This is a genomic window from Roseobacter sp. OBYS 0001 (assembly GCF_019654895.1).
GTDB classification, from domain to species: domain Bacteria; phylum Pseudomonadota; class Alphaproteobacteria; order Rhodobacterales; family Rhodobacteraceae; genus Roseobacter; species Roseobacter litoralis.
Map to the genome: position 1 here is coordinate 611,339 of NZ_BPES01000001.1, position 22,427 is coordinate 633,765.

Annotated in this window: 20 protein-coding genes; 9 read left to right on the top strand and 11 right to left on the bottom strand. The window is 56.7% G+C overall.

Going from position 1 to position 22,427, the window contains the following annotated elements; genetic code table 11:
* Positions 1–123 precede the first annotated feature (123 nt).
* From hemA to ispG, 3 genes are all read left to right on the top strand, one after another.
* On the top strand, positions 124–1,347 hold the full coding sequence (gene hemA / locus K5Q35_RS02945; RefSeq protein WP_220798372.1) for a 5-aminolevulinate synthase: 1,224 nt from the start codon (positions 124–126) through the stop codon (positions 1,345–1,347).
* A 135-nt stretch (positions 1,348–1,482) separates the two neighbouring features.
* Positions 1,483–2,727: a helix-turn-helix domain-containing protein gene (locus tag K5Q35_RS02950; RefSeq protein WP_220798373.1), complete on the top strand. Its 1,245-nt coding sequence runs from the start codon at positions 1,483–1,485 to the stop codon at positions 2,725–2,727.
* An 86-nt stretch (positions 2,728–2,813) separates the two neighbouring features.
* Entirely contained in the window at positions 2,814–3,944 is a 1,131-nt protein-coding gene (gene ispG, locus K5Q35_RS02955) for a flavodoxin-dependent (E)-4-hydroxy-3-methylbut-2-enyl-diphosphate synthase (protein ID WP_220798374.1), read from the top strand.
* Positions 3,945–3,953: 9 nt separating this feature from the next.
* Here the strand turns inward: ispG and K5Q35_RS02960 are convergent, their stop codons facing one another.
* Both K5Q35_RS02960 and K5Q35_RS02965 read right to left on the bottom strand, forming a co-directional pair.
* A complete protein-coding gene (locus K5Q35_RS02960; RefSeq protein ID WP_220798375.1) occupies positions 3,954–4,703 on the bottom strand; it encodes a DsbA family protein in 750 nt (249 codons plus the stop codon).
* A gap of 3 nt (positions 4,704–4,706) precedes the next feature.
* A complete protein-coding gene (locus K5Q35_RS02965; protein WP_220798376.1) occupies positions 4,707–6,062 on the bottom strand; it encodes a M48 family metalloprotease in 1,356 nt (451 codons plus the stop codon).
* Between K5Q35_RS02965 and K5Q35_RS02970 the strand changes: the two genes are divergently transcribed.
* The 5 genes from K5Q35_RS02970 to K5Q35_RS02990 all read left to right on the top strand — a co-directional run bounded on the left by K5Q35_RS02970 (position 6,061) and on the right by K5Q35_RS02990 (position 13,198).
* Entirely contained in the window at positions 6,061–7,203 is a 1,143-nt protein-coding gene (locus K5Q35_RS02970) for a pyridoxal phosphate-dependent aminotransferase (RefSeq protein WP_220798377.1), read from the top strand. The genes K5Q35_RS02965 and K5Q35_RS02970 overlap by 2 nt on opposite strands.
* A 61-nt stretch (positions 7,204–7,264) precedes the next feature.
* On the top strand, positions 7,265–8,482 hold the full coding sequence (locus K5Q35_RS02975) for an N-acetylmuramoyl-L-alanine amidase (protein ID WP_220798378.1): 1,218 nt from the start codon (positions 7,265–7,267) through the stop codon (positions 8,480–8,482).
* A 93-nt stretch (positions 8,483–8,575) separates the two neighbouring features.
* Positions 8,576–11,131 (top strand): penicillin-binding protein 1A, encoded by a 2,556-nt coding sequence (locus K5Q35_RS02980; RefSeq protein WP_220798379.1) that lies wholly within the window; start codon positions 8,576–8,578, stop codon positions 11,129–11,131.
* A gap of 85 nt (positions 11,132–11,216) precedes the next feature.
* On the top strand, positions 11,217–12,341 hold the full coding sequence (gene prfB / locus K5Q35_RS02985) for a peptide chain release factor 2 (protein ID WP_220798380.1): 1,125 nt from the start codon (positions 11,217–11,219) through the stop codon (positions 12,339–12,341).
* Between the two features lie 71 nt (positions 12,342–12,412).
* On the top strand, positions 12,413–13,198 hold the full coding sequence (locus K5Q35_RS02990) for a DUF2189 domain-containing protein (protein WP_013961548.1): 786 nt from the start codon (positions 12,413–12,415) through the stop codon (positions 13,196–13,198).
* A 90-nt stretch (positions 13,199–13,288) separates the two neighbouring features.
* Here the strand turns inward: K5Q35_RS02990 and K5Q35_RS02995 are convergent, their stop codons facing one another.
* The 3 genes from K5Q35_RS02995 to K5Q35_RS03005 form a co-directional block, all read right to left on the bottom strand.
* Positions 13,289–13,513 carry a hypothetical protein gene (locus K5Q35_RS02995; RefSeq protein WP_220798381.1) on the bottom strand — a complete coding sequence of 75 codons (225 nt, stop codon included), beginning with the start codon at positions 13,511–13,513 and terminating at the stop codon, positions 13,289–13,291.
* Positions 13,513–14,673, bottom strand: a complete 1,161-nt coding sequence (locus K5Q35_RS03000; RefSeq protein WP_220798382.1) for an aromatic ring-hydroxylating dioxygenase subunit alpha — start codon at positions 14,671–14,673, stop codon at positions 13,513–13,515. Before K5Q35_RS03000 ends, K5Q35_RS02995 begins: the two co-directional genes overlap by 1 nt.
* A 105-nt stretch (positions 14,674–14,778) precedes the next feature.
* Entirely contained in the window at positions 14,779–15,576 is a 798-nt protein-coding gene (locus K5Q35_RS03005; protein ID WP_013961551.1) for a helix-turn-helix domain-containing protein, read from the bottom strand.
* A 235-nt stretch (positions 15,577–15,811) separates the two neighbouring features.
* On the opposite strand from K5Q35_RS03005, the gene K5Q35_RS03010 reads away from it, so the two are divergent.
* Complete coding sequence (locus K5Q35_RS03010; protein ID WP_013961552.1) at positions 15,812–16,144, top strand: hypothetical protein; 333 nt, start codon at positions 15,812–15,814, stop codon at positions 16,142–16,144.
* Between the two features lie 17 nt (positions 16,145–16,161).
* Here the strand turns inward: K5Q35_RS03010 and ilvN are convergent, their stop codons facing one another.
* From ilvN to K5Q35_RS03040, 6 genes are all read right to left on the bottom strand, one after another.
* Positions 16,162–16,722, bottom strand: coding sequence for an acetolactate synthase small subunit (gene ilvN / locus K5Q35_RS03015; protein ID WP_013961553.1), 561 nt, complete (start codon positions 16,720–16,722; stop codon positions 16,162–16,164).
* A gap of 134 nt (positions 16,723–16,856) precedes the next feature.
* Complete coding sequence (locus K5Q35_RS03020) at positions 16,857–17,195, bottom strand: hypothetical protein (protein WP_044025252.1); 339 nt, start codon at positions 17,193–17,195, stop codon at positions 16,857–16,859.
* Entirely contained in the window at positions 17,192–18,943 is a 1,752-nt protein-coding gene (locus tag K5Q35_RS03025; RefSeq protein WP_220798383.1) for an acetolactate synthase 3 large subunit, read from the bottom strand. The genes K5Q35_RS03020 and K5Q35_RS03025 overlap by 4 nt, the downstream gene beginning before the upstream one ends.
* Before the next feature lie 397 nt (positions 18,944–19,340).
* The gene (locus K5Q35_RS03030) at positions 19,341–19,952 is read right to left on the bottom strand and encodes a hypothetical protein (RefSeq protein ID WP_220798384.1); all 612 of its coding nucleotides are present in this window, start codon (positions 19,950–19,952) and stop codon (positions 19,341–19,343) included.
* A 172-nt stretch (positions 19,953–20,124) separates the two neighbouring features.
* A complete protein-coding gene (locus tag K5Q35_RS03035) occupies positions 20,125–20,781 on the bottom strand; it encodes a response regulator transcription factor (RefSeq protein WP_013961556.1) in 657 nt (218 codons plus the stop codon).
* Positions 20,778–22,211 (bottom strand): cache domain-containing protein, encoded by a 1,434-nt coding sequence (locus K5Q35_RS03040; RefSeq protein WP_013961557.1) that lies wholly within the window; start codon positions 22,209–22,211, stop codon positions 20,778–20,780. The genes K5Q35_RS03035 and K5Q35_RS03040 overlap by 4 nt, the downstream gene beginning before the upstream one ends.
* Positions 22,212–22,427: the final 216 nt, after the last annotated feature.

Genomic DNA, 22,427 nt, shown 5'->3' on the forward strand with positions numbered 1-22,427 from the left:
TGCGCTACTGCGACATGGCGTCCTGCGTTGGGTTATTGAATAATTGAAGGCTGTTCTATACTCATCCCAAGAAGTGAGCGTGCCACCTCACCAGAGCTGGCGATCGATACAGGAGACGCGCGCGTGGAGTATACTGAGAAGCTGGACGAAGCGCTTGCGCGTCTGCATGAGGAAGGGCGCTACAGAACCTTCATCGACATTGAGCGGCGCAATGGACAGTTTCCGCACGCAGTATGGACACAGCCGGACGGACAACAGCGTGATATTACCGTTTGGTGCGGTAACGACTATCTCGGGATGGGTCAGAACCCGGTGGTTCTGGACGCCATGCATGAGGCGCTGGAGGCAACCGGGGCAGGGTCGGGCGGCACCCGCAATATTTCAGGCACAACGGTCTATCATAAGCGCCTCGAGGCAGAACTGGCCGATTTGCACAACAAAGAAACGGCGCTGCTCTTTACCTCTGCCTACATTGCAAATGATGCGACGCTGTCGACCTTGCCGAAATTGTTTCCCGGCCTGATCATCTATTCGGATGCGTTGAACCATGCCTCGATGATCGAGGGCGTGCGTCGCAATGGCGGCGCAAAGCGGATATTCCGGCACAATGACGTTGATCATCTGCGCGAACTGCTCGCGGCGGATGATCCTGCGGCACCGAAACTGATTGCGTTTGAGTCGATTTATTCGATGGATGGCGATTTCGGCCCCATTGCGGCCATTTGCGATCTGGCCGACGAATTTAACGCCCTGACCTATATTGACGAGGTACATGCGGTCGGCATGTATGGTCCGCGCGGCGCCGGTGTGGCTGAGCGTGACGGGGTGATGCATCGCATCGACATCATCAACGGAACACTGGCAAAAGCCTATGGCGTGTTGGGCGGCTACATCGCAGCGTCGGAAAAAATGTGTGACGCGATAAGGTCTTATGCGCCAGGATTCATCTTTACGACCTCGCTGCCGCCGGCCATTGCGGCGGGTGCTGCTGCATCTGTGGCGCATCTCAAACGCAGCCCCGAATTGCGCGAAGCGCATCAGTTGCAGGCGCGCATTCTGAAAATGCGTCTGAAGGGACTTGGCCTGCCGATCATCGATCATGGCAGCCATATCGTGCCCGTCATGGTCGGAGACCCGGTTCATACGAAAAACCTGAGCGATATGTTATTGGCGGATCACGGGATTTACGTACAGCCGATTAACTATCCGACTGTACCGCGCGGGACTGAGCGGTTGCGCTTTACCCCGTCGCCTGTACATGGCCCGCGTGAGCTGGATGCGCTGGTGCGCGCGATGGACGGACTTTGGTCACATTGTGCGCTAAATCGCGCCGAGGAGGCAGGTTAACCTGAGGTCTGGTGAAATTCGAGTTGCCTTGTGTTAACCTAACCTAAACAACAAGTCAGGTACGAATCGTGGGGACGATTCTTTTCCACTGACGACGGCAGGTTGACAGGCTGGAGCAAGACGGGGCGGTACGCTATGATTGGACGCAGGCACGCTGCGAGTGAGGAAGACCCTGTTGAACGCAAGGCGTTCGACGATTTCGAACTGCGACTTGGCGATGTTATGCGCGGCGAGCGGGCGACGATGGGCAAGTCGCTTCTGGATGTTCAGCGAGAGTTGAGGATCAAGGCATCTTACATCGCGGCGATTGAAGATTGCGATCCCGATGCCTTTGATACCCCCGGGTTTATCGCTGGTTACGTAAGGTCCTACGCGCGCTATCTTGGTATGAACCCGGACGACGTTTTCGAGACATTCTGTCAGGAAAGCGGGTTCACCGTCGCGCATGGGATGTCGGCCGAAGCCTCTGTTATCAAAAAGACAAAGCAAAAGCCAAATGCGGGCCGCTCGTTGGAACATGACATGTTCAAACGTCCCGGCACCCCCTTTATTCCTGCGGGCGAAAGTTTCTGGTCACGCATCGAACCGGGTGCTGTCGGCTCTTCGCTCGTTCTGATCGCGTTGATTTCGGCGATCGGATTTGGCGGATACGCCGTGCTTCAGGAAGTGCAGCGCGTTCAAGTCGCGCCCGCCGATCAGACCCCGATCGTTTTGTCAGACCTTGATCCGCTGGATGGTGTCTTGGCCGCGGCGCCTGATACAGCGGCATCAGGCGCGTTGCCTGCGGGTATGGATACGGTGCGCATTGACCCGTTGGATCAGCTTTTTCGGCCCGATGCGCTGGATGTGCCGGTTATGATTGCGCGCGACGCGCCCATCGCGACGCTGGATCCCCGAACCGTCGGCAGCTTTGCGCAGACGTCCCAGCCGGTGCCCGAACGGTTGTCAGACAGTCTTCTTGTCGAAAACGACTTGGCGAATGCGGATCGGGTGCCAAGTGTCGAGGGGCAGGTACCCATCGTAGTAAAAGCACCCGGTCCTGCCTTGCGGATGGTGGCCGTGCGACCTGCCTGGGTGCGGGTTAGCGCGCCTGATGGCACTGTAATTCTCGAGACAATTATGGAACCGGGTGAGACGTGGGATGCGCCTGTTGGTGGCGAGCCTGCGTTGTTGCGGACCGGGGAAAGTGGCGCGATATATTTTGCGCTGAATGGTGAATATTACGGGCCGGTTGGAAAAACGGGGACTATCACGTCGAACATCTCGCTCGAGGTCGCTTCGCTCAAAGCAACCTATCAGGTCGCGGATCTGGCGGCGGATGAAGCATTGGCAACAACCGTCGTTGAGCTTCAGACACCTGCGGGTCCTGCGTCAGAATAACTGCCCCACAAATTGAAAAGGGTGATTGCGGGTTGGGGCCTGAGTGTCTAGTTTAAGTGACAGACACAGCAATGAAGGTCCCACCGATGTCGCTTAATCATGTACGCCCTTGGCGCAACATATACCGCAGAACATCACGCCAGATCATGGTTGGCAACGTGCCTGTTGGGGGCGACGCGCCTATTACAGTACAGACGATGACCAACACGCTGACGACAGATGTTAAAGGCACAATTGATCAAATCAATGCGGCAACAGAAGCGGGGGCGGATATCGTTCGTGTCTCGGTGCCGGATCAAGCTTCCTCTCAAGCGCTCAAACAGATCGTGCCCGAGGTTTCGGTGCCCATCGTCGCCGACATCCACTTTCACTATAAAAGAGGGATCGAAGCGGCGGAGGCGGGGGCTGCGTGTCTGCGGATCAACCCCGGTAACATCGGTGATGAAAAGCGTGTAAAAGAGGTCATCAAGGCGGCGCGGGACCATAATTGTTCAATCCGCATCGGCGTGAACGCGGGCAGCCTTGAAAAGCATCTCTTGGACAAATACGGTGAACCCTGTCCTGATGCGATGGTGGAAAGCGGGCTCGACCATATCAAGATCCTGCAAGATAACGATTTTCACGAATTCAAAATCAGCTGCAAAGCATCCGACGTTTTCATGGCGGCAGCGGCCTATCAGCAGTTGGCCGATGCAACTGATGCACCCATCCACCTTGGCATCACCGAGGCGGGGGGGCTTGTGTCGGGAACAATCAAATCTGCGATCGGTTTGGGCAATCTGCTTTGGATGGGTATTGGCGATACCATACGCGTCAGCCTATCGGCAGACCCCGTCGAAGAGGTCAAGGTTGGCTATGAAATCCTGAAATCACTGGGATTGCGTCATCGCGGTGTGAATATCATTAGCTGCCCCAGTTGTGCGCGGCAGGGTTTTGACGTGATCAAGACGGTCGAAGCCCTCGAGAAACGTCTGGAGCACATCAGAACGCCAATGAGTCTGAGTATCATTGGATGCGTGGTGAACGGACCCGGTGAGGCCTTGATGACCGATGTCGGGTTTACCGGCGGCGGTGCGGGCTCGGGCATGGTGTATCTGGCGGGCAAACAAAGCCACAAATTGGACAACGACCAGATGGTTGAACATATTGTGGAGCAGGTCGAACAAAAGGCCGCTGAGCTTGAAGCTGCAGCGGCCCTTGCGGATGCGGCTGAATAGGGCGGTACGTTAACCGCGCTTTTCGTCGACAATCATTTGCAGCTGATCCATCGGTAAAAAGCCGCGCAGCATCTCATCATCGAGCACGAATGTGGGAGTACCACTGATCTGCAGCCGCTGCGCCAGTGCGCGCGTCGCCATCAGTTCTTGGGTGACTTCATCCGCTTCCATGCGCGCTTCGATCTGATCAGCGTTCAGACCGAACGTGTCTGCAAGGCGCCTCAGGGCAGGGATTGTAATATCGCCGTTGTAGGACATCAGAGCATCATGCATCGCTTTGTAGGCGTCAGGGCCTTCTTCCAGCTTGGTGGCGATGGCAAATCGGGATGCCAGCAATGACTGCTCCCCGAGAATCGGGAACTCCTTGACGACAAAACGAATGTTGTCATCAGCGGCGAGCAGTTTTTCGACCTCACCGAACGCGCGTTTGCAAAACCCGCAGCGATAATCCATGAACTCCACAAGGGTGATATCACCATCGGGATTGCCGCCGACATAGGAAAAGCCGTCGTTGAAAATCGCCTCGGCGTTTTGGGAGACCAAATCTACGTCAGCCTGCGCCTGTACCTCGGCTTGCCGTTCTTCCAAGGCATTGACGGCCTCCATGATCACCTGTGGGTTTTCCATCAGATAGGCACGCACCTCTGCCCCGAATTGCGTGCGTTCTTCGTCTGACATCGCACTCAGATCGAGCGCCAACGCCGGAGCGGTTGCGGTTATCAGGCTCAGGGCAAAAGCCATCAGTCGTTTTTTCAGCATAGTCTATCTCCGTTTTGCGGCGCGTTCGGATGCAATCAACACATCTTGTGCCCGTTGCCAAGGGCCGGACCCTTCCGGCAGCAAATCAACGGCACGTTTGGCGTGAATGCCTGCGTCTTTCATCCGCCCCCTCAGCGCATAGCGTTCTGCGGTCACCACCGACGCCATGCCCTTCTGGCCGGATTTTGCATAGGCGACTGACAGATCGCGCAGCATCGTGCCATCTCTGAAATCGATTATGCGTGCTTTTTCAAGCACCTGCTTGGCTTTGTTAACGTTACCCTCGACCAACAGCGCGCGCCCGTAGCCGGATAAGATCAGCGCATCGTTCGGGGCCAGTTGCACCGCCCGCCCATACGCCGCCGCAGCGGCGGAAAAATTGCGCGTCTCAAACAGAATTTGTCCGCGTTGATCATGGTAAAACGGATCGTTGGGCCGCAGCGTGATGGCCTTGTCAATCGCCGCAAGGGCTTGTTTCGTGCGGGACTGGCGATGCTCTGCAACCGCTTCGCGCAGAAGGCGTACATCCTGATAGGGGCTTTCGTTCAACCGGCGCAGAGTCCATTTGGGCGCGCGGGTATAGGCGCTGAGCTTGCCCTTGACCCTTTCAAACCAGTAATCTGCGGTGGCATTATCGTTCGGCGCATTCCCGTAGGCGGCGACATAGCCCTCAAGCGCGCGCATCCGGTCGCGGGACAGAGGGTGCGAGCGTGTGTAGGGATCCTGACGCGTTTCGGCCAGCAGTTCCTGACCGCGAAACAGTTGCAGGACCTGCGACATGCCCGCAGGGTTTATTCCGGCAGAGCGCATGAACCGCACGGCGGATTGATCGGCTGAGGCTTCTTCGGCGCGGGTATGGCGCAAAAAGCGATTAATAGCCGAGCTTTGCGTGCCCAGCAAAACGCCCGCACCAGCCTCGCCGCCACCCGCTGCTGCCGCAACAGCGGCAAGGGCGATGCCAAATCCGGCGGCAGTGCGCGCGCTGGCAAGGTTGTTCATCCGCCGGGTGAGGTGCCCATTGGCGATATGCGCCGCTTCATGCGCGATCACACCCTGCAGCATCGCGGCGTTGCTCATGCGGTTGATCAGCCCGTAGTGCAGGAAAATCGCATCAGTGCTGATGACAAATGCGTTCAGCGAACTGTCATCGACAACCAGAATCTTGACGCGCGACGGGCTGAGGCCGGCGGCAGTCAGCACAGGAGCGGCCAGTTGTTTGAGCCCGTATTCGAGATCCGCGTCCCGCAAGAGCCCCTGCGCCGATGCCGTCTGGGCAAACAGACAAAAGATCAGCGCCGGGATTGACGTCAGTCGGAATACGCGATGAAACCACATGACACCATAAGGAGCGGTTTTCATGCGGGTTTCAAGGCGTTCTTCGGTCGATCCCTTCATTGTGATGGACGTGATGGAGGCAGCGCGTCAGGCAGAAGCGGCAGGACGGCACATTATTCATATGGAAGTGGGCCAGCCCGGCACCGGTGCACCCAAAGCTGCGGCATCTGCACTGGCTGATGCGATGGGGCGGGAATCGCTGGGGTATACGGTGGCTTTGGGCTTGCCTGCCCTGCGCGCCCGCATCGCGCGTCTGTACGGGGAATGGTACGATGTGGACCTTGATCCGCAGCGCGTGATCATCACGCCGGGGTCTTCTGGCGGGTTCATTCTGGCCTTTACCGCTCTATTTGACACAGGTGACCGGGTCGGGATCGGCGCACCGGGATATCCCAGTTATCGCCAGATTTTGCGTGCATTGGATTTGTGCCCCGTCGATATCGCCACCGCACCCGAAAACCGTTTTCAGCCCGTCGCCAGTGACCTTGAGGGGAGCGATCTGGCCGGGCTCATGGTGGCCTCACCAGCAAATCCTACGGGAACAATGCTGGACAAGGCGGCGCTTGGCAGTCTGATCGACGCAGCCGCCGGTCAGGGTGCGTCTTTCATTTCCGACGAAATCTATCATGGCATTGAGTATGAAGCGAAGGCGGTCACCGCGCTGCAGGTGACGGATGAGGCCTATGTGATCAATTCGTTTTCCAAGTATTTCTCGATGACGGGCTGGCGGGTTGGCTGGCTGGTTGTCCCTGAGGACCATGTGCGCGTTTTAGAACGGATCGCGCAGAACATGTTCATCTGCGCGCCCCATGCCAGCCAGATTGCCGCCCTCGCTGCGATGGACGCCGAGGATGAATTGCAGGCGAATATGGATGTGTATCGGGCCAATCGCAAACTTATGCTCGAAGGGTTGCCAGAGGCCGGGTTCACGAAAATCGCGCCGCCTGACGGGGCGTTTTACGTTTATGCGGATGTGTCGGAAATGACCGATGACAGCCGCGCCTTTGCGGCGGAAATCCTCGAACAGGCAGGCGTGGCCGTCACGCCCGGACTTGATTTTGATCCATTGCGCGGACACCAGACGCTGCGGTTTTCCTATGCGCGCTCGACTGCGGATATCGCCGAAGGTCTGGCACGGCTCAAGGCGTTTATGCAGGTACGCTAGCCCATTCCCTCCGGGGTTGAGGTGCTATAGGGTTCGGCAAAACAAACTGGCCGAGCAGCCCATGATCCGACATTTGAAACTCTGCGCCTTTGTCTTGGGCGTGTTGGCAGCACCGTTGAATGCGCAGGACCTGTCCGGCGTTGCGCGGGTGGACACGGCCAAGAGCCACATCAAACAGAACTGGTTCGGCCGCTTGGACATGCAGCTGACCCTGTCGCAGGGCGTGCCGTATCGCATCTTTACCCTCGATCAGCCCCCGCGTCTGGTCGTGGATTTCCGTGAAGTGGACTGGTCAGGCGTGCAGGCAGATGCGCTGCTGAACAAGGGGACCAGCATCGACGCGCTGCGTTTCGGCGTCTTTCAGCCCGGCTGGTCGCGGCTGGTCGCGGATCTGGCGCAGCCGATGCTGCCTGACGAGATTGGCATGACAGTTGATGAGGTCACAGGCGGGGCGATTCTGAACATGACCCTGCGGACGACGGACCCAGAAACCTTTGCAATGGCGTCCGGCGTGCCTGAAAGCTCTGTCTGGCCGACTGCGCAGCCTGATCTGGTGCAGCCCGCCGTGTCTGACGATCGGTTTGTTGTCGTTATTGATCCGGGTCACGGCGGTATTGATCCCGGCGCGGAGCGCGAAGGTCTGTCGGAAAAAAACCTCATGCTGGATGTTGCGTTTGAGCTTCGCGACGCCTTGATCCGTGCGGCTGATGTGGATGTCGTGCTGACCCGTGACCGGGATGTTTTTGTGTCCCTGCAAAACCGCGTGGCGCAGGCCCACCGCGCCCGCGCTGATTTATTCCTGTCATTACATGCAGATGCACTGAGCCAAGGGGGGGCGCAGGGCGCAACGGTCTACACGTTGTCCGATGAGGCCAGCGATACAGCAACCGCGCATCTGGCGGCGCGCCACAACCGGGCGGACATCATCGCCGGTGCTGATCTGACCGGGTCGGATGATGCTGTGACCACCGTTTTGCTTGATTTGGCACGTCTGGAAACAGAGCCGCGATCAAAGGCGCTGGCGCAAGCTCTGATCCAGAGTATGACAGCCTCTGGGGGGCCGATGAACAACAGACCCCTCAGGAAGGCGGGTTTTTCAGTATTGAAATCCGCCGATATCCCGTCCGTTTTGGTAGAGGTCGGGTTTCTCTCGAGCGCGCGCGATCTGGAAAACCTGCGCAACCCTGAGTGGCGCAGCAAAATGGTGGATGCCATGGCGCGCGCGGTTCTGGAATGGCGCGCGCAGGACGCGGCACTGCGCGGGCTGATAAGGCAGTAGCGATCACGTGCTTATGACGTCACGCTCTTTTGACCATGACGCCAGAAACACTTATACCCAAGTCTGTAACGTCAACAAAGGTGCGTGCTTTTCGTGTTTCGATTCATTCTGTCATTTCTGGGTGGTATTTTTACGACCATAACCATGGGCTTGGGCATGGTTGTGCTGAGCATTGGTGCGATTTTCTGGGTCTACGGCAAGGATCTGCCAAGCCACGAATCACTCGCGCAATATGCCCCACCCACCATCAGTCGGATTTATTCCGGTCAGGGGCAGATCATTGATGAATTCGCCAAGGAAAGGCGACTGTTTACCCCGGCCGAGGACATCCCCGATCTGGTCAAACAGGCCTTCATCTCGGCAGAGGATAAGAATTTTTATCAGCACGACGGTTATGATCTGCGCGGCATCGGGGCGGCGGCGGTCGATGCGGTGAAATCGCGCGGACAGGATGTGCGCGGGGCGTCGACCATCACGCAGCAGGTGATGAAGAATTTCCTGCTCTCCGGTGACAGACGTGCGGAGCGTAAGATCAAGGAGATCATTCTGGCTTCCCGGCTTGAGGAAACGCTTGAGAAAGATCAGATCCTTGAACTCTACCTGAATGAGATTTTTCTGGGGCAGAATTCCTATGGTGTCACGGCAGCCGCACAGACCTATTTCAACAAACCGCTGAGCGATCTGACGGCGCATGAGGCGGCATTCCTCGCATCCTTGCCCAAAGCACCCAGCGATTATCATCCCGTGCGCCAGAAAGAGCGCCTGCAGGCGCGTCGTGACTTCGTGCTCAAGGAAATGATGGAAAACGGCTATATCACGCAGGCCGCTTATGAAACCGAGGTCGCCGCGCCCTTGCGATCGGTGCAAAACGGGGATTTTGAAAGCTTCCGGGCGGAGTTGCCGCCGCGTGATTATTTCACGGATGAGATTCGCAGACAGTTGAGCGAAGACTTTGGTGAAGGCGAGTTCTTTACCGGTGGGCTGAGCGTGCGCGCGACGATTGATCAGGATTTGCAGCCACTTGCTGCCGAATCCCTGCGCCGCGCGTTGGAAGAATATGACCGCCGTCAGGGCATCTGGCGCGCACCGCAAACGCGGATTGACCCGGGACAGCTGGGCGATGAAACGGCATGGCGCACGGCCCTTGCGGCTGTTGACATCGCGCGTGACATTGATCTGGACGGCCCTTGGTATCCGGCGGTGGTTTTATCCGTCGGCGAAACTTCGGCGCGCATTGGCATCGAAGGGGTCGTGGAAGACGAAGACGGCCATTTCATCCCCGCGCAAGACGTCACTTGGGCGCGCAAAAAGCGGCGCGAAGGTTCTCTGAGCGGCAAGGCGCAGCGGGCGGGTGATTTGCTTGAGGTCGGCGACGTGGTGCATGTTCGCGCCATGACCTCGGATGAGGACGACAGCTTTATCCGCTGGAGCCTGCGACAGGTTCCGGAAGTGCAGGGCGGTTTTGTCGCCATGGATGTTAATTCCGGACGCGTGATCTCAATGCAGGGCGGGTTTTCCTATCAGGACAGCGTGTTTAACCGCGCCACACAGGCGCGCCGCCAACCGGGATCAAGCTTCAAACCTTTTGTCTATGCCTCAGCGCTCGACAGCGGCTATTCCCCAGCCACCATCGTCATAGACGCCCCGATTGAGATCAACACGCCGCAAGGTCTGTGGCGGCCACGCAATGCGTCGCGTGAATTTTACGGGCCTACTCCTTTGCGCACCGGCATTGAACGCTCCAGAAACCTGATGACTGTGCGATTGGCGCAAGAAGTCGGCATGGATGTTGTGGCCGATTATGCCGAACGTTTTGGCGTTTATGACAACATGGGCACCTTTCTGGCCAATGCGCTGGGGTCCGAGGAAACCACGCTCTACCGGATGGTGGCTGCCTATGCGATGTTTGCCAATGGGGGCGAACGTGTGCAGCCGACGCTGGTGGACCGGGTGCAGGACCGCTACGGGCGCACGATTTACCGCCATGACGAACGCTATTGTTTCGATTGTGAACTGGCCAGCCTTGATCCCGGCTATGGCCCGCGCATCATCTCGAACCGGGAACGCGTGATGGACCCGATCACCGCCTATCAGCTAACTTCGATGATGAAGGGTGTTGTTGATCGCGGCACTGCTGCGCGCACGGTCAACCTGCCTGTGCCGACTGCCGGTAAAACCGGAACAACCAATGACGCCAAAGACGTCTGGTTTATCGGATTCACCAGCAACATCGTTGCGGGCTGCTACATCGGCTATGACCAGCCCCGGTCGTTGGGGCGGGGCGCATCAGGCGGCGGCATGTGCGGCCCGGTGTTCCAGCGGTTCATGGAAGAAGCGACGCAAAAATATGGCGGCGGCCCGTTTGAGGTGCCAAACGGTGGTCGCTTTATCAAGATCGACCGTTTCACCGGTGCACGTCTGAACGATGATGCCACGGGCGATGCGGTTGTAGCTGAGTATTTCCGCAGCGGTGAAGAGCCATTGTTCGGTGTCATGTTCGATGGCGGCTTTGCCATGGGTCAGGATTTGCCGCTGGTTCAGGAAGTGCAGCCCGGAAAGCGCAAGGAGGTGACGACCTCGACCGGGGAAACGATCGAGGTTGGCCCCAATGCCAATTTCGGCACGCTCAGTTCCGGCGGGCTATACTGATCCTCAGGGTGTAATCGCCGCCGGTGCCTTGCCGCTGCCGTGGTGCTGGTCTATCAGGATGTAACCCTAGTTTTCCGAGGCTGACATGCGCGCAGACGTCCAGAACACCATTGAAAAAATACAGAAATCGCTGGACCTGCTGGCCCAGCGGCTGGATGTCGAAACCGCCCCCTACAGGCTTGAGGAGTTCAACGCGCGCGTGGAGGATCCGACGCTCTGGGATGATCCGGATGCGGCGCAGAAACTGATGCGGGACCGTCAGATGCTGGTGGATGCCATGGCAACCCATGACAACATCAAGCAGGAGATGGCCGACAACATCGAACTGATCGAACTTGGCGAGATGGAAGACGACGCGGATGTCATAACTGACGCCGAAAACGCATTGCGCGCTTTGGAAGAGACCGCGGCGAAAAAGGAACTCGAAGCGCTGCTGGATGGTGAAGCCGACAGCAACGATACCTTTTTGGAGGTCAACGCAGGGGCAGGGGGCACCGAAAGCTGCGACTGGGCGAATATGCTTGCGCGCATGTATGTCCGCTGGGCGGAGAAGAAGGGCTATAAGGTCGAACTTCAGTCCATGAGCGACGGCGACGAGGCGGGGATCAAATCCGCGACTTACAAGATCACCGGGCTGAATGCCTATGGGTGGCTCAAATCGGAAAGCGGCGTGCATCGGTTGGTGCGCATCTCGCCTTTTGACAGCGCGGCCAAGCGGCATACCTCCTTCAGCTCGGTCTGGGTTTACCCGGTGGTGGATGACAATATCGACATTGACGTTAACCCTTCGGATATCCGCATTGACACTTACCGGTCCTCAGGCGCGGGCGGGCAGCACGTTAACACGACCGATTCCGCCGTTCGGATCACGCACCATCCCACGGGCATCGTGGTGACCAGTTCGGAAAAATCCCAGCACCAGAACCGCGACATCGCAATGAAAGCGCTGAAATCGCGCCTGTATCAACTGGAACTGGACCGCCGCAATGCGGCCATTAACGAGGCGCATGAAAACAAGGGCGATGCCGGATGGGGCAATCAGATTCGCTCCTACGTGCTGCAGCCCTATCAGATGGTCAAAGACCTGCGCACCAATTTTGAAACCTCCGACACCAAGGGGGTTCTGGATGGTGATCTGGATGGGTTCATGGCGGCGACCCTTGCATTGGATGCATCTGGAAAGACACGGGCCGAAGCGCAAAACGGCTGATCAATTCCATTTTGACATGACACCGCAACTCAGGCACGTTTTAATCGGTCGAGTACGAAGAGGAGACTTCCGTGGCGGCGATTGCAGAGGGTGAATTGAAACCGGGCGCGCCGGAGTTGCGCGATGCAAATTTCGATATGCTGCGCGCGGCTTTGAAAAAAGGCCTGTCCGATTTCAAAGCCAAACCGCTTTACGGCATTCTGTTTGCTGCATTTTACGTCCTCGCAGGCTGGGTGATGACGATCATCACCGCCGAAACCGGGCATACCTTTTGGCTGGTGCTGGCGGCGATTGGCTTTCCGCTGCTGGGGCCTTTTGCGGCGGTCGGACTCTATGAGGTGTCGCGCAGGCTCGAAGCGGGCCTGCCTGTGCCCGCCGGGGAAATCTTTGGCGTGATCCTGAACCAGCGCCACCGGCAGTTGCCTTCAATGTGCACGATGATGGTGGTGATTTTCATGTTCTGGTTTTTTCTGGGCCATATGATCTTTGCCCTCTTCCTTGGGCTGTCCACCATGACCAATGTGTCGAGTTCCTTTGAGGTCTTTCTGACCTCAAACGGGCTGATGATGCTGGCATTCGGAACGGCTGTGGGGGCCGGTTTCGCGGTTTTGATTTTCTCGATCGCGGTGATCGGTTTGCCGCTGCTGCTGGACCGGGAGATCGATTTTGTCACCGCGATGATTACCAGCATTCAGGCGGTCAAATCCTCCCCCGTCGTCTTTCTGATCTGGGCCGCCTTTATTGCGGTTGTGGTGTTCGCCTCCATGCTGCCGGGCTTCTTTGGCCTTTTCATCACGTTACCTCTGTTGGGGCACAGTTCATGGCATCTTTATCGAGAGATGATCGTAAGCCCTTAAAGCGTAATGCGAAAAACCTGACAATCGTAACGCTGCCTGAAATCAAAGATTTCAATGCGTTACGTGATACTTGTTGTGTCAGGTATTTCGTCAGACGCTCTGAAGTGGTTCTTCGCGGCCCATCTCAACCAGTTGGGCGCGCAGATCAGCCGCTTGCGGTAAGCCAGCCTCAAGTGCGAAAACATAGGCATGGGTGAGATAAAACCCGGCGGCATCGGGATCGTCCGCGCTGGCCGCCGCCTGCGTATAAAGGGTAACCAGACGATCCTTATCGCCCGCCGCATGTGCGGCGAGCAGCTTTGCGTCAAGCGACATTACTCCGCTGCTTGCTTTTGTGCGCGGGCGTGTTCGATCTTGCCCGCGACCCAAGCGTGGAACAAATGCGTCGGCCCATCCATGGCAGGCGAAAACCGCCCGCCATCAAAAGACACGGCGTGGCGACCGCGTTGCATGCCCTCGACCACAAAGACATCTTCTGCAAAAACCGTTTTCCACTGCTCTGCGTTCCGGATGCGCAGGGTGTCGCTGGTGTCTGGTTTTGCGTAAAACAGGTGGACATGCTCAAGCGTTTTCTCAGGTCCGACCGGTTGCAGAATGATGGCGAATGTATGATCGCGGTGAACCCCCAGCAGCACATTCGGAAACCCGGTGATATATTCCGCGGCCGTATCCCATTTGTCGCTCAGCGCGTCGAAATCTGGAAAAGTGCCCCCCTCGGCGTCTCTGATCTGGCGGTAGACCAGCGTGCCTTGTCCTGAAAACGCGTCATCCTCTTCGATGTGATAGTGATCTTCCAGACGTGAATAGCTGTTAAGGCCGGGGTGCACCCAAGGCAGGTGATAGCTTTCACAATAGTTTTCGACCGCCAGTTTCCAGTTGCAATTCACCTCTAGGGTAAAGCGGCTCTCGGTGCCGCCGTGATGCAGTGGTTTGTTAAATTCCTGCCAGCGCGCCATCATTTTGGCATTTGCAACGTCGAAATCCGCCGCGGTGCCCGACACGTTGATCCAGACCACACCCATCCAGATATGGCTGCGCACTTCTATGAGCCCCAAAAGCGCGCGGTCGATCCCGTCATGCGTGTTCTGGCCAGGCCCGCCCACATGCGGGGTGCTGACCAGAGCGCCCTCTGTCGAATAACACCAGCTGTGGTAGGGACACCTGATGGCACCCTCGATTTTGCGCGGCGCATCCACGAGGATCATCCCGCGATGGCGACAGATGTTCTGAAACACCCGCACCTTGTTTTGGCGATCCCGGATCAACAAAAGCGGCATGTCCAGGAAATCGAGTGGCACCGCATCACCTGTTTCAGGGACATCAGCAGCCACGGCAAGCCCCGACCATCCCTCGAACAGCAGTGCGTGCTTTTCCTCATTGAAAACGGCGGGGTCAGTGTAATGCGCGTTTGGTAAACCGTTTGCCTGCGCGATCGGGCGGCGAACAGAGGATAAATCCGAGACACGATTTTCCATGTCAAAACTCCTAAGGATGGATGTCTGAAACAAAATACCGAACGCGCGCGTATGGGCTGTCGCGACAGCGACCTGAGTAGCTTTAGGCCGACATCGGATAGAAGCTTATCGCATCGGGTCTTTGTGTTGCAGCAGGTTTTGGTGAAACGCGACCAAGTCCTCAAGGGCGCAAAACCCGGTGTACCGGGCGATGGGCATCACGCGTTCAAGATCATTTCCCAAATGTTCATATACCAAACGTGTGACACGTGTTGATGCTGAATTCTCACGGGCTGTGCGTGTAGCATAGCCGACCCAGAAGTTGTTTTCGAATGACGTGACGCGGTTCAAAAAGTTCATTGAAGCCGTCAGCCCGTTGCGCCGGGACGTTACGATCACCACGCCGTCCTCCACCTTGAGCACAAAGCCACGATATTCGCGCGCCTGCGGGGCTGGGGGGATGCCTTGCATGGCCATTGCGAGTTTGGGCTCGTAGCCTTTGATGTGCGTGTCATTCCCCTGACGCAGAACATAAATCAAACCGCGCACGAATTGGTTTTCCTTGACAAAGCTCCGACGGGAAAACTGGTAAAACCCGCTGGGAAAATCATTTTCAGGGACCTGCTGAACTTTTTCGCCCATGAAGTCCTTTAGAAAACCGCTCATCACAGGCCCCGAGCTGGGGCCGATTTGATCGACAGGCTCCAGCAATACCCGCGCATCTACATCAAAGAAATCGCAAATGCGGGCCAGTACGTCTGGTCTGGGAAAACTCTCGCCGCTCAAATAGCGGTTGAACTGCGTGCGGTTGATGCCGAGTTGGCGCGCCAATGAAGACACCGACGGGTAAGATTCAGACAGGTGACGCAAATTTGCTCCGAACATATTGCGCAATTGAGCGGGGGATCGGGCAGGGGTGCGCATTATCGTCCTTCGGTGTGGTTTACATGCATAAATTGTATCAGCAATTGCTTTACACGTATTGGTTACTTCTGGTCACCCGAAACTGACGCTAAATGGCGTCACTGCCGTCTTGATTTGTGTCGACTGTACCGCATGTGGACACAAAAACCAAGCGTACGGTGTCACTTTTTTGGTGTCTTAATGTCTTAACTTCTTGGTATAGTTGAAAAAAGACATTGAAGAATTGGAAGATCACATGTTGGGCGTAGTGCTGTGGAGCGACGCTTCGGACCGCAAGGCGGTTATCTGGTGCGAAGATCAGGGTGACCTGGCATACGTGAACCCGTCGGACGAGGTTCTGCGGTCCGGTGACTTTTTCGATGCAGGCGATCTTGTGCAATTTGACATGGAAATGTCGCAATCAACCCGATTGGCGCATAACCCACGCCTCGTGATTGAAAAGGTCGGACCGGCTCTGCCGGATGTGCTGCGCGATGCTGCCCAGATCGAAGACCTGAGCCTGCGCAAAAGAGGGCAGGTGGTGGATTTTTCACCTTGGAATGAGCAGGCCAAAGCAGCCTGCCCATAAGATGTGAATGACGGGGGTTACTCCCCGCGGGACAAGGCCGCGACACCGGTTCGTGCGACCTCAGCCAAGCCCAAGGGGCGCATCAAGTCAGCGAAAGCATCGATTTTTTCCGGTGCACCGGTAATTTCGAACACGAAGCTTTCGAGGGTGCTGTCGACCACATTGGCGCGAAAAATATCGGCAAGACGCAGTGCCTCGACCCGTTTGTCGCCCTGGCCCACGACTTTGAACATGGCCAGCTCGCGTTCCACGCTTTTCCCCTCGACCGTCAGGTCATGCACGTCGTGCACCGAGACAATGCGTCCCAGCTGCGCCTTGATCTGCTCGATCACCTGCGGCGTGCCAGAGGTTACAATCGTAATGCGCGACAGATGCCCCGTCTCATCCACTTCGGCGACGGTCAGACTGTCGATGTTGTACCCGCGACCTGCAAAAAGCCCGATGACACGCGCCAGCACACCTGGTTCGTTTTCGACAAGCACCGCGAGCGTGTGCCGTTCGATCACATCCGAGAATGTGGGACGCAGGTTATAGGCAGAATGGCTGTTTGAGCCTTTTTTGATTTTTAGCGGTGACATAATGATGTCCTCAATTTCTTATGGCCATGTGCGGAAGTTCTTTTCCGCTCTTTTGCACTTCGACGTGTGCGCTCTGCACCTAGTTTTCCGTAGTCTGGCAAATTCAGTTTTTGCGCGGTTTCGGTACAGTTCTTTCATTCGTATGTTTCGCTCTTTTCTGGAACCGCAACCGCGTATAGAATGCACGATTTTTCTGGATTAAAGTACCGACAATTTTCTAACGCGTTCTCTTTGCTTTGTACCAAGTTTTTATCGCCACGCGACCGACCGCCCCCACGGCCGTCCGATGTTACATACATTGCGCTGTAAACGGGAGCTGTTTGGCGGAACTCCACGTACTTTTCCATGCCGGTTTTACTCAGAACGATTTTCGAGACCTGTCGGATTTCTACACCGTTTTGTTGATTGGGGGCAGCGCAACCTACCAAAACCGCAGTGGCCAGAATCGTATAAAGCGAGCTTTGTTTGATCACACCAAAACGCTTCCTTTGGCATCTATCACACCCTGCGTATCCGCTTCCCCCAGTAGCATTTCGTTATGCGCCTTGCCCGACGGGATCATCGGGAAGCAGTTTTCGTGCTTCGTCACCAGACAGTCAAAGATGACAGGTCCGTCATAGGTCAGCATCTCCATGATGGCGTCATCGAGCGTATCGGGGTCGGAGCACAGGATGCCCTTGGCCCCGAAAGCTTCGGCCAGTTTCACGAAATCGGGCAGGGCGTCGGACCAGCTGTGTGAATAGCGCTCCCCGTGCAGCAGTTCCTGCCACTGGCGCACCATGCCGAGGCGTTCATTGTTCAGGATGAACTGTTTGACGGGCAGGCGGTATTGAATGGCCGTGCCCATTTCCTGCATGTTCATAAGCCACGACGCTTCACCCGCCACGTTGATCACCAGCGCATCCGGGTGCGCGACCTGCACACCGATCGACGCGGGGAAGCCATAGCCCATCGTGCCCAGACCACCGGAGGTCATCCAGCGGTTCGGATCTTCAAAGCCCAGATATTGCGCGGCCCACATCTGGTGTTGGCCGACTTCGGTGCAGATGTAGCGGTCATATTTCTTGGTCAGCGCTTCGAGCCGTTCCAACGCGTACTGTGGTTTGATGATCTTGCCTTTTTGGGTGAACTTCAGGCAATCCACTGTCTTCCACTGCTCGATCTGCGCCCACCATTTGGCGACCGCCTCTGAATTCGTCTTGCGCCCGCGGGATTTCCAGACCTTGAGGATATCCTCAAGCACATGGGCGATGTCGCCGACAATGGGGATGTCGGTCTTGATGACCTTATTGATGGACGAGGGATCAATATCGATATGTGCCTTGATGGATTTGGGGCTGAACGCATCGAGCCGCCCCGTGATCCGATCGTCAAACCGCGCGCCGATGTTGATCATCAGATCGCAATCATGCATCGCCATATTGGCTTCGTACAAACCATGCATCCCCAACATGCCAATCCATTTTTCACCGGATGCCGGGTAGGACCCCAAGCCCATCAGCGTAGAGGTGATCGGAAAGCCTGTGGCCTTCACCAGTTCGCGCAGCAATTGGCTGGCTGCAGGGCCTGAGTTGATTACGCCGCCGCCCGTGTAAAAGATCGGTTTCTTGGCCTTTTCAAGCGCAGCCACCAGTTCGGTGATCGCTTCCATGTCGCCTTTCAGCTTGGGCTGGTAATGCGAGGTGGAGGGTTTGGGCGGCGAATAGGTGCCGGTGGCGAATTGCACGTCCTTGGGGATGTCGACGAGAACGGGGCCGGGGCGCCCACTGGTCGCGACATGAAATGCTTCGTGGATGACGCCGGACAGGCGTTCGGTTTCCTTGACCAGCCAGTTGTGCTTGGTGCAGGGGCGCGTGATGCCCACGGTGTCCGCTTCTTGGAATGCGTCAGAGCCGATCATGAAGGTCGGCACCTGACCGGTCAGAACCACCAGCGGAATGGAATCCATCAGCGCATCCGTCAGGCCGGTGACCGCGTTGGTCGCACCGGGGCCGGAGGTGACAAGAACAACGCCCGGTTTACCAGTGGCGCGCGCATAGCCTTCGGCTGCATGAACAGCACCCTGTTCGTGGCGCACCAGAATGTGGCGGATCGCGTTTTGTTGAAAGACCTCGTCATAAATCGGCAGCACTGCGCCGCCCGGATACCCAAAGACGGTATCCACGCCCTGATCAATCAGGGCCTGAACAATCATTTTCGCACCGGACATTTGACGTGTCATAGTATTCTCTCCGTGTTGGCCCCGATGGGCCAGTTACCTGTTGCGCACAAAAAAGCCCCCGATCTTGGCGGGGGCGCATGGGTCAGACTATGGTCTACCGTTACCGGCCCATGCGCGTGTTTCCTACAATGACCACTAGGTCGTTCATTCCGTAAGACTCCGTTGTGTTGCGCGAGACATTATGAGCGGCTGACAAGTACGTCAACAGCCGATGCGCAGAAAAATATGTCTCTGAGTGAGAAAAACCAGTAATATTATTTCGCTCAGATGTCATTTGAAGGAATTAAAGCCAAAATCGTAGCTTTACCGGCTAAGCGTTGTTGATTCTGAAAAGTCGGCAGGCAAAAAAAGCTGGACCGTTGGATGCCCGCTTAGCTCAGCGCCTTCGCATCAGGGGTCACCGCCGGGATGTGAGGCTGTGCGACGCAAAGCCGGACCAAAACACAAGCCAGGCAGCAAATCCCGAAAGTTTCGAAAAGTCCTCCAGCCAATGTGCGAAGGGGCCATAAATTTTAAATACATCCGTAAATACCGACAATCCAAGAAAAAACAGCGCGACCTTTAATCCACGCATGTCATATTGATTGTCGATTTTTCGTAACCTGAACCAGACAGACAAGCCCAACAGACCGTAAACGCCGAAGACTGCGACTTCTCCCAGTCGCGAGGCCTTTTCGTGCAACATGAAAACATCGTCGATCACGAGAAGAGCCGATAAGACTGAAACCGCTAGAAGAACACCGCGGCTTGTGGAGAAAGAGCCGCGCATCACTGCGACCGCAAAGCCGGTAACAGCCGCTGTCGATGTCATCAAGGCCACGCCGACATGGGAAAAGAAACCGATATAGGATGGGTATTTGTAAATAGCGGCGGGATCACGCACGAGGTCCGCCAGCTCAATACCGCGCAAACCGGTCAAGACGCCGATTATGATCGCCGCCGCAAACAAGGCCAGAGCTACAATGGTTTCGGGTAATTTGACGAGGGGCAGCGCAGGGGCGTCTGACATTCTGTTTTCCTTCACGGCAACAATCACAGGCTGACCCGCGTTGTACGACGACAATCCGAACTTTCAAAGACGAATGTCACAAAACCTCACTGCATCCAAGTGCATTCACGATGTCACAGCGTCTATGGTTGCCCCTGCAATCCATCCTGAAAAGCTGCGTTAAACGCGCCTGTTACAGACTGACGCCGGTGCCCTGCAGCACGCCGTGTTCCATCGCATATCGCGTCAGACCTGCTGTGCTGGAAATGCCCAGTTTGCGTTTGATGTTCTTGCGGTGCGTCTCAACCGTTCGCACGGAAATATCGAGGGCTGTCGCAACGTCCCGGTTCGATTTGCCCTGCGCGAGTTGCAGCAGAATCGTTTGCTCACGCCCGGTCAGCGCTTCGCGGACTTCGCCTTCCTTGGGTTGCAGCGATCCGCTGGCCCCGGTGCACAGGTATTGATCGCCCGCCATGACGGCATCAATGGCCTGTTTGATTTCGTCGGTGGGCACATCCTTGAGGATATATCCCATGGCACCATGGCTCAGCGCGGATGAGATATATTCAGCGCTGTCATGCATCGACAGGATCAGGATGCGCGTGCCGGGGCGGCGTTCCAGCACAATCTCGGTCGCGGTCAGCCCGCCCATATCCGGCATGTTGAGATCCATCAGGATCACATCCGGATCAAAGTGATCCAGTTGCGCAATCGCTTCACGCGCCGAATTGCAACTGCCCACCACACGCAGATCTTCATAGCTTTCGAGAATAGACTGGATGCCTTCCGCAACCATAGGGTGGTCATCAATGATCAGGACTTTGATCGGGTCAGGGGATGTTGGTGTCATGCAGTCTGCTTTTGTTTTTCGGGCTGAGAAGTTTCGGGTTCGGGCGGCAGCAAATGGGACAACGGAACGGTAACCTCGACCACCGTGCCAATGCCGGAGCGCGTTGTGAATACGTTTAATTCACCTTCCAATTGCTCGACCCTTTCTTGCATGTTGCGCAAGCCAAGGCCTTGGGACGGGTGCGTTGATCCATTGTTCAACCCGCAGCCGTTGTCTTCGATCCGCAGCGTGGCGCCTTGCGCATGGCCGCGCAGATCAACGCTGACTTGCGTGGCGCGCGCATGCCGCTCGATATTCGTGAGTGCTTCTTGGGCAATGCGATAAAGTGCGATCTTTGCATCGGAATCGAGCCTGTTTCTAAACACAACGGTGCTGAATTCAGTCCGCAGGCCTGTGCGTTCACCAAACGCATCCGTCAGGTTCTTGATCGCCGGACCAAGGCCAAGGTCATCCAGCATGCCGGGGCGCAGGTCACGGCTGATGCGGCGCACCTCAGAAATGGCTTCGCCTAATGTCTCGATGCCCTTGCCCAAAGGCTCCGCCGCGCTGGGATCACCGCGTTCCAGTTTGCGCCGCGCCGTATCAAGGGCATAGCGCACTCCGACGAGGATCTGGCTGATGCCGTCGTGCAATTCTCGCGCCACGCGTCCGCGTTCTTCTTCCTGTGCGTCCAGAACCCTCTGGGTCAGCCGTTTCAGCTTGGCATCCGCAAGGCGGCGTTCGCGGATATTCAGCACCATGCCCGTCAGGAAAACGACCAGCAGGGCGGCCAGTGTAATTGCACCGATGTAGATAAAGGTTTGCTGTACGCGTGCTTCAACCTCGGCGCGCGCTATTGCTACCGTGGCCAGCACGTCGTCGATGAACACGCCCGTGCCGACGGCCCATCGCCAACTGGGAAAGCTGGTCACATAGGTGATCATCCGCGCGTCCTCCCCGGTGGAAGGTTTGGGCCACTGATGCGTCAGATATCCATCACCTTGCCGTGCTATTTCGATCAGGCGGGCGACAACTGGCGTGCCTTCTGTATCGGTTTCTTCGAGCCAGTTCTGATTGATGCGTTGGGTCTGGCGCGGGCTGACCAGACTGTTGCCATCATAATCATAGACAAAAAAGAAGCCATCGGTGCCATAAATCATGGCCGACAGGATTTGCGCGACTTGGTTCTTGGCGTCGGAATCGTCGGGTGCGGCGTTGCCGTAGATGAAGTAAAACCCATTGCGCGCTTGCGTGATATAATTGCGCAGTTCCGCTTTCTTGGCCTGCAGCAACTGGGTCTCCAGCGCGCGGACCTCACGTTCGGCCAAGGCACGCGATTGAAACGCCACAAGAACGGCGATGGCCGCAACTGCTGCAATCAAGGGCACCGTGGCCAAAAGCGACAGCTTTTGCGCATAGCTCGGTCGGAAAAGAGGCAAGAACCGCTTCATGCTTCATTGCTACGGCGAAAGGGAACCGAATCAAAGGGCCACAAACAGGGCTTTCGCCAGAATCGCGACGCGTATGTGGTGTGTAACGCGGTTTTGCTCGCCTAAAACGAGAGCAAACGGTGGATTAGGTGCGAAATCTACGCAGTACTAGGTATTCCCTTCTGCGCCGATCACGCTACTTTCGCGTCTACTTCACAAGCCGTGTGCGCCACAAGG

Excerpts from the sequence above, each read along its gene's own strand:
- K5Q35_RS02950 (WP_220798373.1), top strand. The coding sequence starts at position 1,483 with ATGATTGGACGCAGGCACGCTGCGAGTGAGGAAGACCCTGTTGAACGC.
- ispG (WP_220798374.1), top strand. The coding sequence starts at position 2,814 with ATGTCGCTTAATCATGTACGCCCTTGGCGCAACATATACCGCAGAACA.
- K5Q35_RS02960 (WP_220798375.1), bottom strand. The coding sequence starts at position 4,703 with ATGCTGAAAAAACGACTGATGGCTTTTGCCCTGAGCCTGATAACCGCA.
- K5Q35_RS02970 (WP_220798377.1), top strand. The coding sequence starts at position 6,061 with ATGCGGGTTTCAAGGCGTTCTTCGGTCGATCCCTTCATTGTGATGGAC.
- K5Q35_RS02965 (WP_220798376.1), bottom strand. The coding sequence starts at position 6,062 with ATGAAAACCGCTCCTTATGGTGTCATGTGGTTTCATCGCGTATTCCGA.
- K5Q35_RS02975 (WP_220798378.1), top strand. The coding sequence starts at position 7,265 with ATGATCCGACATTTGAAACTCTGCGCCTTTGTCTTGGGCGTGTTGGCA.
- prfB (WP_220798380.1), top strand. The coding sequence starts at position 11,217 with ATGCGCGCAGACGTCCAGAACACCATTGAAAAAATACAGAAATCGCTG.
- K5Q35_RS02995 (WP_220798381.1), bottom strand. The coding sequence starts at position 13,513 with ATGTCGCTTGACGCAAAGCTGCTCGCCGCACATGCGGCGGGCGATAAG.
- K5Q35_RS03000 (WP_220798382.1), bottom strand. The coding sequence starts at position 14,673 with ATGGAAAATCGTGTCTCGGATTTATCCTCTGTTCGCCGCCCGATCGCG.
- K5Q35_RS03005 (WP_013961551.1), bottom strand. The coding sequence starts at position 15,576 with ATGCGCACCCCTGCCCGATCCCCCGCTCAATTGCGCAATATGTTCGGA.
- K5Q35_RS03010 (WP_013961552.1), top strand. The coding sequence starts at position 15,812 with ATGTTGGGCGTAGTGCTGTGGAGCGACGCTTCGGACCGCAAGGCGGTT.
- ilvN (WP_013961553.1), bottom strand. The coding sequence starts at position 16,722 with ATGTCACCGCTAAAAATCAAAAAAGGCTCAAACAGCCATTCTGCCTAT.
- K5Q35_RS03025 (WP_220798383.1), bottom strand. The coding sequence starts at position 18,943 with ATGACACGTCAAATGTCCGGTGCGAAAATGATTGTTCAGGCCCTGATT.
- K5Q35_RS03030 (WP_220798384.1), bottom strand. The coding sequence starts at position 19,952 with ATGTCAGACGCCCCTGCGCTGCCCCTCGTCAAATTACCCGAAACCATT.
- K5Q35_RS03035 (WP_013961556.1), bottom strand. The coding sequence starts at position 20,781 with ATGACACCAACATCCCCTGACCCGATCAAAGTCCTGATCATTGATGAC.
- K5Q35_RS03040 (WP_013961557.1), bottom strand. The coding sequence starts at position 22,211 with ATGAAGCGGTTCTTGCCTCTTTTCCGACCGAGCTATGCGCAAAAGCTG.